Origin of the sequence: Fulvimarina uroteuthidis, assembly GCF_034321785.1 — a bacterium.
GTDB lineage: Bacteria > Pseudomonadota > Alphaproteobacteria > Rhizobiales > Rhizobiaceae > Fulvimarina > Fulvimarina uroteuthidis.
The window spans coordinates 23,810-37,783 of sequence record NZ_JAXLPB010000003.1 but is presented as its reverse complement, the minus strand read 5'-3'; the positions used below and the strand labels follow the sequence as shown (position 1 = coordinate 37,783).

Genomic DNA, 13,974 nt, shown 5'->3' with positions numbered 1-13,974 from the left:
CCGCGGAAACGAATGGTCGGAGCGGCAGGATTCGAACCTGCGACCCTCTGGTCCCAAACCAGATGCGCTACCAGGCTGCGCTACGCTCCGAGGCCGGTCGTCTTCAACGGCTGACTACGAGGGCTGATGTGAAGGGCGGACCACCGAAAGTCAAGACAGGCGGCGGCGCAAACTTGATCCGCGCCCGGTTCCGATCGAAAACACCGCTCGATGGCGTCGGTTCGCCTTGCGCCCGTCTTTCGAACGCAGACGAACCGGCCGAAACCGAAAGGACGCAGAGCATGCAGGACGCGACGAGAGACGTCGGACACGAGATCACGGTCGGCCGGGCCGACGAGGCCCGCCGGATCGCCTACCGCACCCTCGACGGCACCGGGCCGACGATCGTCTGGCTGGGCGGTTACCGCTCCGACATGCGCGGCACCAAGGCCGAGCATCTTCTCGCGATGGCCGGCGCGGCGGGCCGCGGCTTTCTGCGCCTCGACTATTCGGGACACGGAGAATCGGGCGGCCGTTTCGAGGACGGCACGATTTCGCGGTGGACGCAGGAAGCCAAGGCGGCGATCGAGGCCGCCGGCGCAGAAAGCGTCGTCCTGGTCGGATCGTCGATGGGCGCCTGGATCGCGCTTCGGCTCGTCGCCCTCGCCCGGCATGAAACCTGCAACTTCTCCGTCGAAGGCCTCATGCTGCTCGCCCCCGCACCCGATTTCACCGAAAGGCTGATGCGGCCGAAGCTGACCGACGCCGATCTCCAGGCGCTGCGGACGCACGGCTACATCACCGAGGCGTCCGATTACAGCGAGCAGCCGAACATCTATACGCGCGCCCTGTTCGAGGATGGCGCGAACAATCTCGTCATGGCGGAGACGATCGAGACCGGTTGCCCGATCGCCATTCTGCAAGGCATGGCCGATCCGGACGTTCCCTACACCCACGCCCTCGACCTGATGGAGCGGCTGCCTTCGGACAATGTCACGATGACCCTCGTGCGCGACGGCGACCACCGGCTGTCGCGCCCCCAGGATCTTGCGCTCATCGAACGACTTCTCACGGATTTGCTCTCGAATATTGACCAATCGCGAATTTCCGCGTCGACGCCGCAGTAATCATCCGCGGACGGACAATATTTCCAGTCTCGCTGCGAAATCGACCGGGCGCCCAAGCGGCGCCTATTAGGCGCGACTGCAAAAAATCCGGGCCGATGACAGGCATTGGGGCAAAAAATCGATTTTTAACGAGCGACTTAATATTATTCCGGACAAAACCGCGCTATGGTGACGCTACGGACACAGGCACTCGTCTTGGAGGATTGCGCGTGAGCATGGAAGACGATCGCGAGCTGATGGAACTGGTTTCGTCTGCGTTGAAGTCGCTCTCCGTGGCGCAGCCGCCGAAGATGCTGGTCGACTTCAAGACCGTAAGGCGGAGCGAAGCGTCGATCGCCCGGATGGTGTCCAGCCTGTCCGCTCACCGATCGGAATCCTCGTCGTCCGACGACAGGGACGGCCCGGGAATGACGTAATGGCCGCCGAGCCAGCGGTTCAGATCCACCGCCTTGCATCGTTCCGAGCAGAACGGAAAATGCTCGCGGGTCGAGTCCCGCCGGCATTCCGGACATTTGCGCTTGGGGCGCAGCGGTGTCACCGTCGACGACATGAGGATCAGCTCGCCGCGCGTGCGGTGTCGCGTTCGATGTCCGGCGAACCATCCGAGCCGGCGTCCTCGACGCCCGCCTCATCATCGCTGTCGAGCATGAGGCCGGTGCGCGAATCGATGTCGTATCCCTCCCCCGCCAGAAGGTTCACCGTCTCGTAGAGCGGCAGGCCGACGACGTTGGTATAGGAGCCGATGAGACGGAGGACGAACGCTCCGGCCCGGCCCTGGATCGCGTAGCCACCCGCCTTGCCCCGCCATTCGCCGGACCGTAGATACCGATCGATGTCCTCGCGCGACAGCCGCTTGAAGCGCACCTTCGTCTCGACGAGGCGCTGGCGCAGCGATCCGCGCGGGGTGATCAGGCTGACGCCGGTATAGACCCGGTGCGCGCGGCCGGAGAGCACCCGCAGATTGGCCAGCGCATCCTCCTGCAGCTCGGCCTTGGGCATGATATCGCGCCCGACACAGACCACCGTGTCCGCCGCCAGCACATAGGCATTGTCGTAATTGAGTTCGGCCACGCGCCGCGCCGTCGCCTCGGCCTTTTCGCGCGACAGGCGCTTGGCCAGCGAACGCGGATGCTCGCCCCTCGCCGGCGTCTCGTCGAGATCGGCGGGCATCAGGATGTCCGGCTCGATTCCCGCCTGCTGTAACAGGCCGAGGCGGCGCGGCGAGGCTGAGGCGAGTATCAGCATGGGACGATCAGGGCTTTCCGTGAACGTGCGAGCGGGACGAGCCGCTTACTTGAAGCGGTAGGTGATGCGGCCCTTGGTCAGATCGTAAGGCGTCATCTCGACCAGCACCTTGTCGCCCGTCAGCACGCGGATGCGGTTCTTGCGCATGCGACCGGCCGTGTGGGCAATGATCTCGTGTTCGTTCTCGAGCTTCACGCGGAACGTCGCATTCGGCAGGAGCTCAACGACTTCGCCTGGAAATTCCAGAACTTCTTCCTTGGCCATTCGGTTTCCTTGTTAGCCGTCCGCCCGGCGATCGGGAGGACATTGGATGCTTCGAAAGAGCTGCGATGGGCAGCTCCCGGCCCTTCGCGCGGTGTTCAGCGACCTCTTCGAAGACGAGTCGGGGAAGGACGGCGGAAGGCAATCGCCCCTAGATCGTAAGAAACGGGACAAAAAGCAAGTTCACGCCATTGCGGCAGGAACGATCCGGTGGATCGACACGCCGAGGCCGGGCATCCCTTTCGAGATGTCCGGCCCCGTTCAAACCGTCTCGGACCAGGCCGTGAGACCGCCCCTCGTCCGTTTCGTTTCGTTCCGGCGTCGGTTGCGCGACGCCCGTCACAGATCAACGCTGGGCGAGGCGCTCCTGCCCCTGCTTGACGATGACCTTGGCGTTGCGCGGCACGCGCTCGTAAACGTCGATCACGTCCTGGTTCATCATGCGGATGCAGCCCGACGAGGCCGCGGTGCCGATGGTCCACCATTCCGGCGTTCCGTGGATGCGGAACAGCGTGTCGCGGCCGCCCTGGAAGAGGTAGAGCGCGCGGGCGCCGAGCGGGTTGGTGAGGCCCGGCTCCATGCCGCCATTGCGATATTTCTCCAGCTCCGGCTTGCGGTCGATCATTTCGCCCGGCGGATGCCATTTGGGCCAGTGCTGCTTGGAATTGACGTAGGCATCGCCCGACCATGAGAAGCCTGCCGCGCCCACGCCGATGCCGTAGCGCATCGCCATGCCGCCCGGCTCGATGATATAGAGGAAGCGGTTCGGCGTATCGACGACGACGGTGCCGGGCTCGTACTGGCTGCCTTCGGGATACGAAACCTGCTGGCGCAGATATTTCGGATCGATCTTGTCGGACGGGATCGCCGGGAGCGCGTAACCATCATCGACGACACTGGCATAATCGGGATTGGACACCGCATTGACGCTGCCGGAGGTGAGGCTCGACGGTCCCGCATAGGCTGCGGCAACCTGCGCGCTCATGGGCGGAATGGCGGAAACCCGCGTCGATGAGCCCGTGGAACAGGCCTGCAGCAAGCCGGCGCCCGCGAGCACGATGCCGGCTTTGATAAGGTGGTCGATGTTCATCTTTTTCGTCCAGTCGAGAGACGTAAGGCCGCGTGTGAAACGGCGCGAGGGGGATCCGGTCATAAACGCTCAACCGGGCCGGACCCGATCTGCTGTCAGTCTTGGATAGGCTTGGGTTTGGTCGTAAGCAACGGCCAGAATGTGGCAGACCATGCTTAAGAATTCCTTGTTGCCAGCCTAACACAGTTGACCCTCCAGGCCCGCGCGACATTTCTTCCGGTGTGGATCGTAACATCCACCCTGACGGGAGAAGATGGAGCGTGTCATGAACATCGGAGAAGCGGCGAAACTGTGCGGCCTGCCGCCGAAAACGGTTCGTTATTACGAAGAGATCGGCCTGTTGAAACCGGCGCGTGCCGCCAACGGATACAGGGACTACCGCGATCGTGACGTGCATGTTCTCCAGTTCATCCAGCGCTCGCGTTCGCTGGGATTTTCCATCGATGATGCAAGGCGGTTACTCTCGCTCTACGACGACGCCGACCGCCATTCCAAGGATGTGAAGCGCCTGGCGAAGAAGCGAGTCGAGGAGATCGACCGCAAGATCGACGAGTTGCAGTCGCTGAAGCAGGTGCTCTCGGCGTTGACCGAGCGGTGCCATGGCGATGCCGACCCCGATTGCGCGATCCTCGACGAACTGGGAACATTGCCCTCGGCGCGTTCGAACGAGCAACCGGCACGCTGACCTTGCGGGAGCGCGTTCATTCCGTCCCCGCGTTCCCGTTTTGTCTTGCCATGCGGCGCGATCCGGGCGAAAGGTGGGCCCATGCCTCTGGTTTCACCCTTCTCCCGTGCCCCGCTCGTCGACGGACGCCAGTCCGAACGTGCCATGATGGTGCGGCGCGGCGTGCAGCGCCTGATGATAGCCCACCGCGTCTCCATCCTGCCGGAAATGCCCCTGAAATCGGGGCGGCGGGCCGATCTCGTCTGCCTGTCGGAAAAGGGTGAGTTCACGATCGTCGAGATCAAGACGTCGATCGAGGATTTCCGTGTCGATCAGAAATGGCCCGACTATCTCCAGCATTGCGACCGCCTGTTCTTCGCGACGCATCCGGGCGTGCCCATCGACATCTTTCCGGCCGATCAGGGGCTCATCGTCTCGGACGGCTATGCCGCGGAAATTCTGAGGGAGGCGCCCGAAACCAAGCTCGGCGCCGCGACGCGGCGGGCGATGACGGTGCGCTTCGCGCGCCTGTCCGCCGATCGTCTTCTGCAAGCAGAATGGGCCGCCAACCCGTTCATGACGGATTGACGGCCCAGGCGACGAACCGAAAAGACCGACGGCTCAGCGCGGCGCGCGCTTCGCCAGGATCCGCTGCAGCGTCCGCCTATGCATCGACAGCCGGCGCGCGGTCTCCGAAACATTGCGATCGCAGAGCTCGTAGATGCGCTGGATATGCTCCCATCGAACGCGATCGGCCGACATCGGATTTTCCGGTGGCTCCGGACGCTCGTCTGCACCGCGGGTCAATGCGGCGGTCACCTCGTCCGCATCCGCCGGCTTGGCCAGATAGTCGATGGCCCCGAGCTTGACGGCGGTGACGGCCGTCGCGATGTTGCCGTAACCCGTCAGCACCACCGCACGCGCATCCTCGCGCGCGCCGCGCAGCGCCTGCACGACGTCGAGGCCGTTGCCGTCTCCAAGCCGCATGTCGACGACGGCAAAGGCCGGAGCGCCGCGCCTGACGGCACTCATGCCCTCGCGGACGCTCTCGGCGGTGGTGACGGCGAACCCGCGCTGCTCGAGCGCGCGTCCGAGCCGCTGGAGAAACGGGCGGTCGTCATCGACGATGAGAAGCGAATTGTCTCCGGCCACTGGTACGAAGGCCTGGGCTTCCGCCTGGATGGAATCAAGCATGGTCATCTCCAAATCCCGGTATGTTCAAAACTTCACAGTCGCGATCATGACGGTCGCTCGATCATCCCGTTTTGCAAGAAGGCCGGGACTCAACGCTTCGACAGGACCGTTATCAAGGTGCCTCAACGATAGGATATAGATGGGGCAACCCATGTGATGGAACAACGAGACGTGCGGTAGCAAAGATGCATCAGACATGAGCGAATCGTTGCGGCCAACGGTCGCAAGACCCGGCTGCGATCGCCGGCGAAGGCGCCTTGCCGAATGGTTTCGAAAGTCAGCTCAGTCGGTCTGCCCCGTGCGCGCCAGCGAACCTCCGGTCTCGAGAACCTCGCGGTCCCACTCGACGGACACGATCGCTCCCGTGACGCCGCGCTCGGGAGAGTTCTCGAAGGAAATCGTCGCACCCGAGCGCTCGAGCAAAGTCTTGGCGATGAACACGCCGAGGCCGAGGCCGCCGCCGGCGCGGCGCTCGCCCTTGAACCGGTCGGCCATGTAGGGGTCGCCGATGCGGGCGAGAACGTCCGGGTTGAAGCCCGGGCCGTCATCGACGACGACGACCGAGACGCGGTTCTGGTCCCAGAAGACTTCGATCCGCACGGATGACGCGGCAAAATCCACCGCGTTCTCGACGATGTTCCCGAGGCCGTAGAGGATGCCGGCATTGCGCCGCGTCACGGGCTCGGCTCCTATGCCTTCGGTCTCCACGGAGACCGCGACGCCGAAATCCCTGTGCGGTTCTGCGACCTCGTCGATGAGCGACAGCAGCGGCAGCTTGGCCATGTGGCTTTCGGACGAGGACGAAAGGCTGGAAAGACGGCGCAGGATCTCGCGGCAGCGCTCGGACTGGTCGAGCAGGAGGTCGATGTCCTCGCGCAGCGGATTGTCGTGGGCGACGGTGCGGCTCATCTCCTTCGTCGCAAGCGCGATGGTCGCAAGCGGGGTGCCGAGTTCGTGGGCGGCGGCGGCGGCCAGTCCGTCGAGGGCCGAGATGTGCTGCTCGCGCTGGAGCACCAGTTCCGTCGCGCTCAGGGCATCGGCAAGTGCGCGCGACTCGGCTGCGACCCGGTAGACATAGATGGCCGAGAAGGCCAGCGTTCCGACGATCGCATACCACAGACCGGCCAGATAGACCGGCGGGAGCTGGAAGACCTCCCCGTCGGGCCAGGGCAGCGGCAGATGGAACAGCGCGAGGAAACTTGCCGCAAGCGCCGCGAGAAGACCGAGGCCGAACGTCGTGGCGGGCGGCTGCGTCGCCGAGGCGATCAGAGTCGGGACGATCAGGAACACCGAGAACGGGTTGTTGAGGCCTCCGGTCAGGAACAGGAGCCCGGTCGGCTGGAGAATGTCGAAGATCAGAACGCCCGCCGCCGCGCCCGGCGACAGTCGGCGGCTCGCGGGATATTGCGCCGAAAGATAGATGTTCAGGGCCACCGACAGGGCGATCAGTCCGAGGCAGGACCAGGCCGGAAACGGCCACCACACGCCCCAGGCCACGAAGACGACGGTGCCGATCTGGCCGGCGACCGACAGCCAGCGCAGCCGCACGAGGGTGGCGAGGCGCAGGCGCTGGCTCTCCCGCATCGTGGTCACGAAGGCCGGAAGGCGGAGAGTGAAACTTTGGCGCGAAATTGTATCCATGACCACCTCTCTAGCGCCGATCGTGCGACGGCTGCCATAGGACGAGATCGCGCAGCTCCTGATTTCTGCAAGGCTGGATGCTTCGGGGCGTGAATCCGGCCCGCATCGCGTTCGATCCTGTGCCCGCCGCGTCCGCTGAAACCCGGCCTTCCCTGCCCCGTCGTTCCGCCTCGGCATGGCGTCCCTGCGACGCTTCGGCGCCGCGGAACGAGGCGCCCGGCTTGGAACCATTCGCCCCGCGCCGCGCTAACCCGGCACGACATCCAACGAAAGGATCATGACAATGGCGATCAACAATCTCAAGGACATCTATATCGATCAGGCGCAGGACATCTACAGTGCCTGCAATCAGTCCGAGAAGGTGACGCGCGAACTCGCGGACGCGGCCCATGACGAGAGCCTGAAGAATGCGCTTCTCGCGGGCGTCGACGGGATCCGGGACGGCAAGGACGCGCTCGCGAAGATCATCAAGGGCCATGACGCGGACCCGACCGGCGAGTTCTGCAAGGGCATGGAAGGTCTCGTGAAGGAAGCCCGCTCGCATGCCCTGGAGGAGGAGATCACCGATCCCAGCGCCCGCGACGCCATGATCATCACCCAGTACCAGCGCATGGCCCATTACGCGATCGCCGGTTATGGTTGCCTCGTCGCCTTCGCCCAGCGTCTCGACCTGAAGGACGATGCGAAGATCCTGCAGGACTGCCTGTCGCACACCGCCGAAGGCGACCGCACCATGACGGATCTTGCGACCGGCGGGATCAACAAGGCCGCGGTCTGAGGTCGGATCGCTCGAAGGCCGAATGTCTGAAACACGGCATTCGGCCGGCGGTATGTGGCACGGTTTGGCCTCCGCCCGCAGATCGGGATCGTTTTTCAAAAAGCCCGCTGCGAAGCGTTGACACGACAGTTGGACCATCGATCCCGGCGAGATCCCGTATCGCGCCGGGATTTTCGTGTCGGCACTCCGGCGTCGGCCTCGCGGTCCAGGATCTGCCTGCGCGACGGTCCGATCAGCGCCAGGAACGCCCACCCCGGGACATGCGATCCTCGCGGATCGCGGCCTGCGCGGCGGCAAGCCGCGCGATCGGCACGCGGAACGGCGAACAGGAGACATAGTCGAGCCCGGCTTCGGCGAAGAAGGCGATCGAGGCCGGATCGCCGCCCTGCTCGCCGCACACGCCGAGCTCGATATGGGGCTTGGTGCGCCGGGCCTTCTCGACGGCGATCTGGATCAGTTCGCCGACTCCCTCGACATCGACCGACTGGAACGGATCGCGCTCGATGATCCCTTCGCGCACATAGGTCGACAGGAACGTTCCCGCATCGTCGCGGGAAATGCCGAACACGGTCTGCGTCAGATCGTTCGTTCCGAAGGAGAAAAAGTCGGCGACTTCCGCGATCGTATCGGCACGCACCGCCGCGCGCGGCAGTTCGATCATCGTCCCGACCCGGTAATCGATCTTGGTTCCGGTCTCCTTCATCACCTCGGTCGCCACCGCATCGATGCGCGCCTTGACGAAGTCCAGTTCGCGCCTGAGGCTGACGAGCGGCACCATGATTTCCGGTGTCACCGCCGCGCCGGTCTTGCGGCCCGCCTCGACGGCCGCTTCGAAGATCGCCCGGGACTGCACCTCGGCGATCTCCGGATAGGAGATGGCGAGGCGGCAGCCGCGATGGCCGAGCATCGGGTTGAACTCCTCGAGCGCCTCCACCCTCTGGCGCACGCTGGCCGCATCGATGCCGAGAAACTGCGCGGTCTCTTCGATGTCGTGGTCGGCCTGGGGCAGGAATTCGTGAAGCGGCGGATCGAGCAACCGGATCGTCACCGGCAGCCCGGCCATGATCTCGAACAGTTCGACGAAATCGGCGCGCTGCATGGGAAGCAGCTTCTCGAGCGCGGCCCTGCGGCCCTTTTCGTCGGATGCCAGGATCATCTCTCGCATGGCGCGAACCCGGTCGCCCTCGAAGAACATGTGTTCGGTTCGGGTAAGGCCGATGCCCTCGGCGCCGAAATCGCGCGCCGCGCGTGCCTCGGCGGGCGTTTCGGCATTGGTGCGGACCTTCATGCGCCGGGCGCGATCGGCGAACTCCATCAGGGTCGCGAAATCTCCGTCGAGCAAGGGCCTCACCAGCGTGACCGGCCCGTCGATGACCTCGCCGGACGCCCCGTCGATGGTGATCGCGTCGCCTTCCTTCAGGACGGTGCGACCGGCGTGCAGTTCACCGGTCTGGGCGTTGAGCCGCAGCATGCCCGCCCCCGTCACGCAAGGTTTGCCGATACCGCGCGCGACGACCGCCGCGTGGCTCGTCGTGCCGCCCCGGATGGTCAGCACGCCTTCGCAGACATGCATGCCGTGAATGTCTTCGGGGTAGGTCTCGTGGCGCACGAGAATGACCTTGCGCCCCTCGGACGCGGCAGCCTGCGCCCGGTCCGAGGTGAAGACGATCTCGCCGGTCGCCGCGCCCGGCGACGCCGGCATGCCCTTGGCGATCACGGTGAAATGTTCGTCGCGCCGGATCGAGGGATGAAGCAGCTGGTCGAGCGATGTCGCATCGATCCGCAGCAAGGCCTCGGCCTCGTCGATCAGGCCATCGCGCACGAATTCCACCGCGAGGCGCACGGCCTCGCCGGCGCTGCGGCGGCCGACGCGCGACTGGAGCAGGAACAGCTGGCCGTCGCCGACCATGAATTCGACCTCCGCCAGATCGCCGAGATAGGATTCGACCGCGCGCACGTGATCGTCGAGCTGCTCGATGTCGGCGGGAAATCCCTCGCCGCCATTCTTCAGCGCCACGGTCAGGTCGATCTTCTCGCGGGCGTCCTCGCGCCCGTCGCGCCCGCCCGAGCCGAGCAGGAATTCGCCGGACAGGAGCGGCCGCCCGGTCTTCATGTCGCGCGACACCGCCCGGCCACGCCCCGACTGGGCGTTGCGTTCGTTGAAGATCATCGAATGCACCATGACGGCGAGACCGGTGTTTTCCGGAATGCCGTGCAGGGCCCGGTGGGCCTGGGCGGGGGCGCTGCGCCAGCTCTTGAACATGGCGCCAACGACCTCGACGAGCTGCTCGAACGGGGTTTGCGGCACAACCGCGCCAAGTTCGTCGGCCAGATAGGCATTGACGCGGGCAACGAGCGCCCGCCAGTCGTCGATGGTCGCGGGTTCGCCGCTCCAGCCCTTCTCTTCGGCCTCCTCGTCGGCGATCTCCTCGAAATCGGTCGGATCGGCGTCGAAGACGAGCTGTGCGTAACTTTCGATCAGGCGACGATAGCTTCGGAAGGCGAACGTCGCATCGTCGAGTTCGCCGGCCAGGATCTCGACGGTCCGACCGTTGAGGCCGATATCGAGAACGCTTTCGGCAAGGCCCGGCATCGCGGTCTTCGCGCTTGCCCGCACGGCCAGAAGCAGCGGCCTGCGATCGCCGTCGAACCGGCGTCCGGTCACGGTCTCGAGTGCGGCGATCTGATCGCGCAGATCCGACCTCAGGCCGACCGGCATGTCTTCCCGCCCGCCCTTGGCCTCGCGCCAGGCATAGGTGGAAATGGTGAAACCGGGAGGCACCGGCAGATTCAGCGAGGCGAGCAGCGAAAGATCGGCGCCCTTGAGCCCCAGCGACTCGACAGGGTCCGCCGGCCGCTCGGCGTGCCCCTTCTGAAATGGAAATATGCGTTGTGGCATCGTACCGCCGGGTTAAGGCCTGCTGTTCACGTCCTCCCAGCGTTTAGCGCGGCACGTGCGCAACACCAAGGGCACCCGTCCGAATATTCCGGACGGGCGCTTCGAGCATTGAACCCGTCCGGGCGGACAGGTCGCAGGGACGTTTCCGCGATCTGAGGATCGCGTCAGTTCGCCGGCGTCGCCGCCTCGATCGCGGCGGCCATGTTCTGCGGGGTCATCGAGCCGGAATATTTCTGGCCGTTGATGAAGAAGGTCGGGGTCGCCTGGACGCCGAACTCGTCCTGACCGGTCTTCTGGACGTCAACGATCTGCTGCTGCAGTTCCTTGTTGTTGAGACAGGCGACGAATTCGTCCTGGCCCATGCCGGCCATCCGCGCGATCTTCAGCAGGGCCTCCGACGGGCTTTCCGCGCTCGCCCAGCTTCGCTGCTGGTCAAACAGGACATCGATCATCGCCGTGCGCTGCGCATCCTCGCCGGCGCAGCGCGCCAGCATGAAGGCGGCCAGCGACACGGGATCGAACGGGAACTCGCGCAGGATCAGTTTGGCCTTGCCGGTATCGAGATAGGCTTTCCTGATGGCCGGATAGCTGTTCTCGTGGAAATCGGCGCAGTGGCCGCAGGTCATCGAGGCATATTCGACGATGGTGACGGGCGCGTCGGGATCGCCCTGGACGATATCGGGCAGGGCCTGCTCGGCCATCAGCGCGGCGACATCGACGCTGCCGGCCGGCTCCGGCGCTTCGTCCGCCGGGACCAGCGTGCTCTGCTGCGCGTCCTCGCCCGGCGCGGCATCCGAAGAGGCGGCCGGTGTCGCCGCGTTGGTCGCGGCCGTGTCGGTCGCGGCGGAGCCTGCGGCCGGCGAAGCCTCGCTCTGGCCGGCGTCGGGCTGCACGATGGCGTTGGCCGAGGAGTCTTCGTCGCTGCATGCGGCAAGCGTCAGAAGGCTCGCACCGGCGAGCGCCAGCGCGCCCATCTTGAGCGAAGCGGAAAAAGAACGGGTCACGGGGTTCAAACTCTCCATCTTGAAGTGCGTGGTCTCGTTCAGCTTCGAACGAAAGGTCGGAGTTGTTTCTATCATGGCGGCATGCATCGTCGTCGTTACAATTCCGTCATGACCGGATCCAGGCCTTTGGACGCCGGGTTTTTTGTCGGTCGAGCGATCAGTCGCGGCTTCGATCGCCCCGACTCAGCATTGCCTCGGCAAGGCCCTTGAGCGAGGCCTTCAACGTCTCGTCCTCGATGTGACCGACCATCTCCTCCACCTTGCGGCGGTCGGCTGCTGTCAGGGCCCGCAAGGGCGGCTTGTTGTTGCGCTGGGGTTCCATGATCGGCATCTGCGTGATCTTGATCTTCGCGATGGCCGGGAAGCCATAGAGGCGGTTGATCCGCGCGATCAGTTCCGACGTCTGGTGCTGGAGCCGGAGCGCGGCCATCGGCTCGGCCCCGACCACGAGGGTGGCGGGCTGGAACGGATCGTCCTCGGAGCGCTTCGGCGGCCATCGGAATTCGAGCGGCCGCGTCTGCCCGGCAAGCCTTGGACCGGCGATCTGGGGCCAGGCGACGGCGAGCTCGGCGGTCATCCCGGCCTTCTTCTGCAGCACCGGATCGACGAGGCGCGCCGCTATGTCCGAGAGGGAGCGGACCGGGGGCCGGCGAACGGGCCTGAGATAAGGGTTCACGGTCGCTCCCTTCCACTGCCGGCCGTCCCGGCCGTTCGTTCGGTATCGGCCATCAGGGTTCCGGCGATCGTCCAGACCGACAGCGCCCAGACCGCATCGAGAATATCATGGAAGAACATGATGTTCGTAAGACCCGGAATGAGAAAGGCCGTGACGAGAACGAGCGAGACGGCAAGCCGCGTCGCGCCCGCCTCCTCATCGCGGCGGCGCCACGCGCAGACCACCGGGGACAGCAGGGCGGCGCAAAGCGCGGCGATGCCGACCAGCCCGGCCTGCACGCCCACCGTCAGGAACCCGTTGTGCAGATGGGTGAAGAAGAACCCGCCGCCGTAGAGCGATCCGAGAAACGGCGAGACCGCGCCCGGCAACCCGTCCTGCCCCCAGCCGAACAGGGGGCGCTGCCAGAAGGCCTGCATGCCGGCCTGATACATCTCGGCACGAAGGCTCACCGTCGTGGCGACGTCGGCGCTCGCGAACAGAACCTCGAAGTCGCGGGCCAGAAGCAGCGAGCGATCGACGATGTAGTCGCCGCCTAGAACAACGCCCAAGGCCGCCAGCGCGGCGAGGCCGAGAACCGCGACCGTCTTCTGCATCCGTGCGATGCCGGACCACACGATTGCGATGTCGGAGCGGCGGTGCCAGAGCGCGATGGCGAGCACCGGCAAGAGCGCGGGCCAGGCGCCGCGCATGCCAGTCATCACCACCGTCAGCCCGGCACCGAAGGCGCCGAGGCAGGCCAGCGCGTTCCAGGCGGTGGATTGCGTCGCCCGCAGGCCGAGAAGCGCCAGGCCCGTCGTCAGCAGACAGACGATGGAGAGCGGTCCGGGGTTGCCGGCAAAGCCCTGCGCACGGATCTCGCCGGTAACGGCGATCACCGCGATCGCGACGAAGGGAACGATGACCCCGCCGATCGCCGCGCCGCGAAACACGGCGTCGAAGACCGCGCTCGGTCGCGTCAGGGCGACGCGGTGGACGGCGAGAACCGGCATGAGGAAAAAGAGCCGGAGAAAGCTGTCCCGCGCCGCGATCAACGGATCGCCATTGATGAAATCGCCTGCCGCCAGCGCCAGGAAGAAGGCGACCTGGCTCCACACGAGCGGAGCGGCGGCCCCGAGCGGGCGCCAAGCGAGCCGCCCGACCACGAGGCTGATGCCGGCCCAGATCCACAGCAGCACGATGCAGAGGCTCGTGAGAGATCCGGCCAGCGGGACCATGGCATAGGTGATCGCGATCGCGGTCCGGTTGCGTTCGCCCATCCCGTCCGACGGAGGATTGCAGAGGCGCGCCAACGCATCGAAACCGGACTTTCGGCCGTCACTGTCTTGCACCATACCGCCTTCAGCCGTTCGAAACTTGACCCCGCGCCCCCATGACGGCACGGACGGGCCGCCGATCGCGTCGCCTGCCGGACGCAGG

Annotated in this window: 15 protein-coding genes and 1 tRNA gene; 5 read left to right on the top strand and 11 right to left on the bottom strand. The window is 65.5% G+C overall.

All coding sequences use genetic code 11. From position 1 onward, the window contains the following. Positions 1 to 13: 13 nt before the first annotated feature. A tRNA-Pro gene (locus U0C82_RS09840) sits at positions 14 to 90 on the bottom strand. Between the two features lie 191 nt (positions 91 to 281). Here U0C82_RS09840 and U0C82_RS09835 point away from each other — a divergent pair. Then, the gene (locus U0C82_RS09835; RefSeq protein WP_322186939.1) at positions 282 to 1,106 is read left to right on the top strand and encodes an alpha/beta hydrolase; all 825 of its coding nucleotides are present in this window, start codon (positions 282 to 284) and stop codon (positions 1,104 to 1,106) included. Positions 1,107 to 1,315: 209 nt separating this feature from the next. Next, the gene (locus tag U0C82_RS09830; RefSeq protein ID WP_322187445.1) at positions 1,316 to 1,522 is read left to right on the top strand and encodes a hypothetical protein; all 207 of its coding nucleotides are present in this window, start codon (positions 1,316 to 1,318) and stop codon (positions 1,520 to 1,522) included. Here the strand turns inward: U0C82_RS09830 and yacG are convergent. The 4 genes from yacG to U0C82_RS09810 form a co-directional block, all read right to left on the bottom strand. Continuing rightward, positions 1,468 to 1,656: a DNA gyrase inhibitor YacG gene (yacG, locus tag U0C82_RS09825; RefSeq protein ID WP_322186938.1), complete on the bottom strand. Its 189-nt coding sequence runs from the start codon at positions 1,654 to 1,656 to the stop codon at positions 1,468 to 1,470. The genes U0C82_RS09830 and yacG overlap by 55 nt on opposite strands. A 5-nt stretch (positions 1,657 to 1,661) precedes the next feature. Beyond that, a complete protein-coding gene (locus tag U0C82_RS09820) occupies positions 1,662 to 2,351 on the bottom strand; it encodes a Maf-like protein (RefSeq protein ID WP_322186937.1) in 690 nt (229 codons plus the stop codon). A gap of 45 nt (positions 2,352 to 2,396) precedes the next feature. Continuing rightward, on the bottom strand, positions 2,397 to 2,615 hold the full coding sequence (infA, locus tag U0C82_RS09815) for a translation initiation factor IF-1 (protein WP_007065640.1): 219 nt from the start codon (positions 2,613 to 2,615) through the stop codon (positions 2,397 to 2,399). A gap of 343 nt (positions 2,616 to 2,958) precedes the next feature. Further along, the gene (locus U0C82_RS09810) at positions 2,959 to 3,702 is read right to left on the bottom strand and encodes a L,D-transpeptidase (RefSeq protein ID WP_322186935.1); all 744 of its coding nucleotides are present in this window, start codon (positions 3,700 to 3,702) and stop codon (positions 2,959 to 2,961) included. A 265-nt stretch (positions 3,703 to 3,967) separates the two neighbouring features. Here U0C82_RS09810 and cueR point away from each other — a divergent pair, with 265 nt between their 5' ends. Both cueR and U0C82_RS09800 read left to right on the top strand, forming a co-directional pair. Further along, positions 3,968 to 4,387: a Cu(I)-responsive transcriptional regulator gene (gene cueR, locus U0C82_RS09805; RefSeq protein ID WP_322186934.1), complete on the top strand. Its 420-nt coding sequence runs from the start codon at positions 3,968 to 3,970 to the stop codon at positions 4,385 to 4,387. 81 nt (positions 4,388 to 4,468) lie between these two features. Then, on the top strand, positions 4,469 to 4,954 hold the full coding sequence (locus tag U0C82_RS09800) for an MmcB family DNA repair protein (RefSeq protein WP_322186932.1): 486 nt from the start codon (positions 4,469 to 4,471) through the stop codon (positions 4,952 to 4,954). A 33-nt stretch (positions 4,955 to 4,987) separates the two neighbouring features. Here the strand turns inward: U0C82_RS09800 and U0C82_RS09795 are convergent, their stop codons facing one another. Then, positions 4,988 to 5,560: an ActR/PrrA/RegA family redox response regulator transcription factor gene (locus U0C82_RS09795; RefSeq protein WP_322186931.1), complete on the bottom strand. Its 573-nt coding sequence runs from the start codon at positions 5,558 to 5,560 to the stop codon at positions 4,988 to 4,990. A gap of 282 nt (positions 5,561 to 5,842) precedes the next feature. Further along, on the bottom strand, positions 5,843 to 7,201 hold the full coding sequence (locus U0C82_RS09790) for an ActS/PrrB/RegB family redox-sensitive histidine kinase (RefSeq protein ID WP_322186930.1): 1,359 nt from the start codon (positions 7,199 to 7,201) through the stop codon (positions 5,843 to 5,845). 283 nt (positions 7,202 to 7,484) lie between these two features. On the opposite strand from U0C82_RS09790, the gene U0C82_RS09785 reads away from it, so the two are divergent. Beyond that, entirely contained in the window at positions 7,485 to 7,979 is a 495-nt protein-coding gene (locus tag U0C82_RS09785) for a DUF892 family protein (RefSeq protein ID WP_322186929.1), read from the top strand. A 232-nt stretch (positions 7,980 to 8,211) separates the two neighbouring features. On the opposite strand, the gene ppdK is transcribed toward U0C82_RS09785, so the two are convergent. From ppdK to U0C82_RS09765, 4 genes are all read right to left on the bottom strand, one after another. Continuing rightward, the gene (ppdK, locus tag U0C82_RS09780; protein ID WP_322186928.1) at positions 8,212 to 10,878 is read right to left on the bottom strand and encodes a pyruvate, phosphate dikinase; all 2,667 of its coding nucleotides are present in this window, start codon (positions 10,876 to 10,878) and stop codon (positions 8,212 to 8,214) included. Positions 10,879 to 11,042: 164 nt separating this feature from the next. Beyond that, on the bottom strand, positions 11,043 to 11,957 hold the full coding sequence (locus tag U0C82_RS09775; protein WP_322186927.1) for a DsbA family protein: 915 nt from the start codon (positions 11,955 to 11,957) through the stop codon (positions 11,043 to 11,045). Positions 11,958 to 12,039: 82 nt separating this feature from the next. After that, positions 12,040 to 12,558 carry a DUF721 domain-containing protein gene (locus tag U0C82_RS09770; protein ID WP_322186926.1) on the bottom strand — a complete coding sequence of 173 codons (519 nt, stop codon included), beginning with the start codon at positions 12,556 to 12,558 and terminating at the stop codon, positions 12,040 to 12,042. Continuing rightward, complete coding sequence (locus tag U0C82_RS09765; protein WP_322186925.1) at positions 12,555 to 13,814, bottom strand: O-antigen ligase family protein; 1,260 nt, start codon at positions 13,812 to 13,814, stop codon at positions 12,555 to 12,557. The genes U0C82_RS09770 and U0C82_RS09765 overlap by 4 nt, the downstream gene beginning before the upstream one ends. Between the last annotated feature and the right edge of the window lie 160 nt (positions 13,815 to 13,974).

What these genes read in the sequence shown, in the direction of transcription:
- U0C82_RS09835 (WP_322186939.1), top strand. Translation starts at nt 282, where the DNA reads ATGCAGGACGCGACGAGAGACGTCGGACACGAGATCACGGTCGGCCGG.
- yacG (WP_322186938.1), bottom strand. Translation starts at nt 1,656, where the DNA reads ATGTCGTCGACGGTGACACCGCTGCGCCCCAAGCGCAAATGTCCGGAA.
- U0C82_RS09820 (WP_322186937.1), bottom strand. Translation starts at nt 2,351, where the DNA reads ATGCTGATACTCGCCTCAGCCTCGCCGCGCCGCCTCGGCCTGTTACAG.
- infA (WP_007065640.1), bottom strand. Translation starts at nt 2,615, where the DNA reads ATGGCCAAGGAAGAAGTTCTGGAATTTCCAGGCGAAGTCGTTGAGCTC.
- U0C82_RS09810 (WP_322186935.1), bottom strand. Translation starts at nt 3,702, where the DNA reads ATGAACATCGACCACCTTATCAAAGCCGGCATCGTGCTCGCGGGCGCC.
- cueR (WP_322186934.1), top strand. Translation starts at nt 3,968, where the DNA reads ATGAACATCGGAGAAGCGGCGAAACTGTGCGGCCTGCCGCCGAAAACG.
- U0C82_RS09800 (WP_322186932.1), top strand. Translation starts at nt 4,469, where the DNA reads ATGCCTCTGGTTTCACCCTTCTCCCGTGCCCCGCTCGTCGACGGACGC.
- U0C82_RS09795 (WP_322186931.1), bottom strand. Translation starts at nt 5,560, where the DNA reads ATGCTTGATTCCATCCAGGCGGAAGCCCAGGCCTTCGTACCAGTGGCC.
- U0C82_RS09790 (WP_322186930.1), bottom strand. Translation starts at nt 7,201, where the DNA reads ATGGATACAATTTCGCGCCAAAGTTTCACTCTCCGCCTTCCGGCCTTC.
- U0C82_RS09785 (WP_322186929.1), top strand. Translation starts at nt 7,485, where the DNA reads ATGGCGATCAACAATCTCAAGGACATCTATATCGATCAGGCGCAGGAC.
- ppdK (WP_322186928.1), bottom strand. Translation starts at nt 10,878, where the DNA reads ATGCCACAACGCATATTTCCATTTCAGAAGGGGCACGCCGAGCGGCCG.
- U0C82_RS09775 (WP_322186927.1), bottom strand. Translation starts at nt 11,957, where the DNA reads ATGATAGAAACAACTCCGACCTTTCGTTCGAAGCTGAACGAGACCACG.
- U0C82_RS09765 (WP_322186925.1), bottom strand. Translation starts at nt 13,814, where the DNA reads ATGGGCGAACGCAACCGGACCGCGATCGCGATCACCTATGCCATGGTC.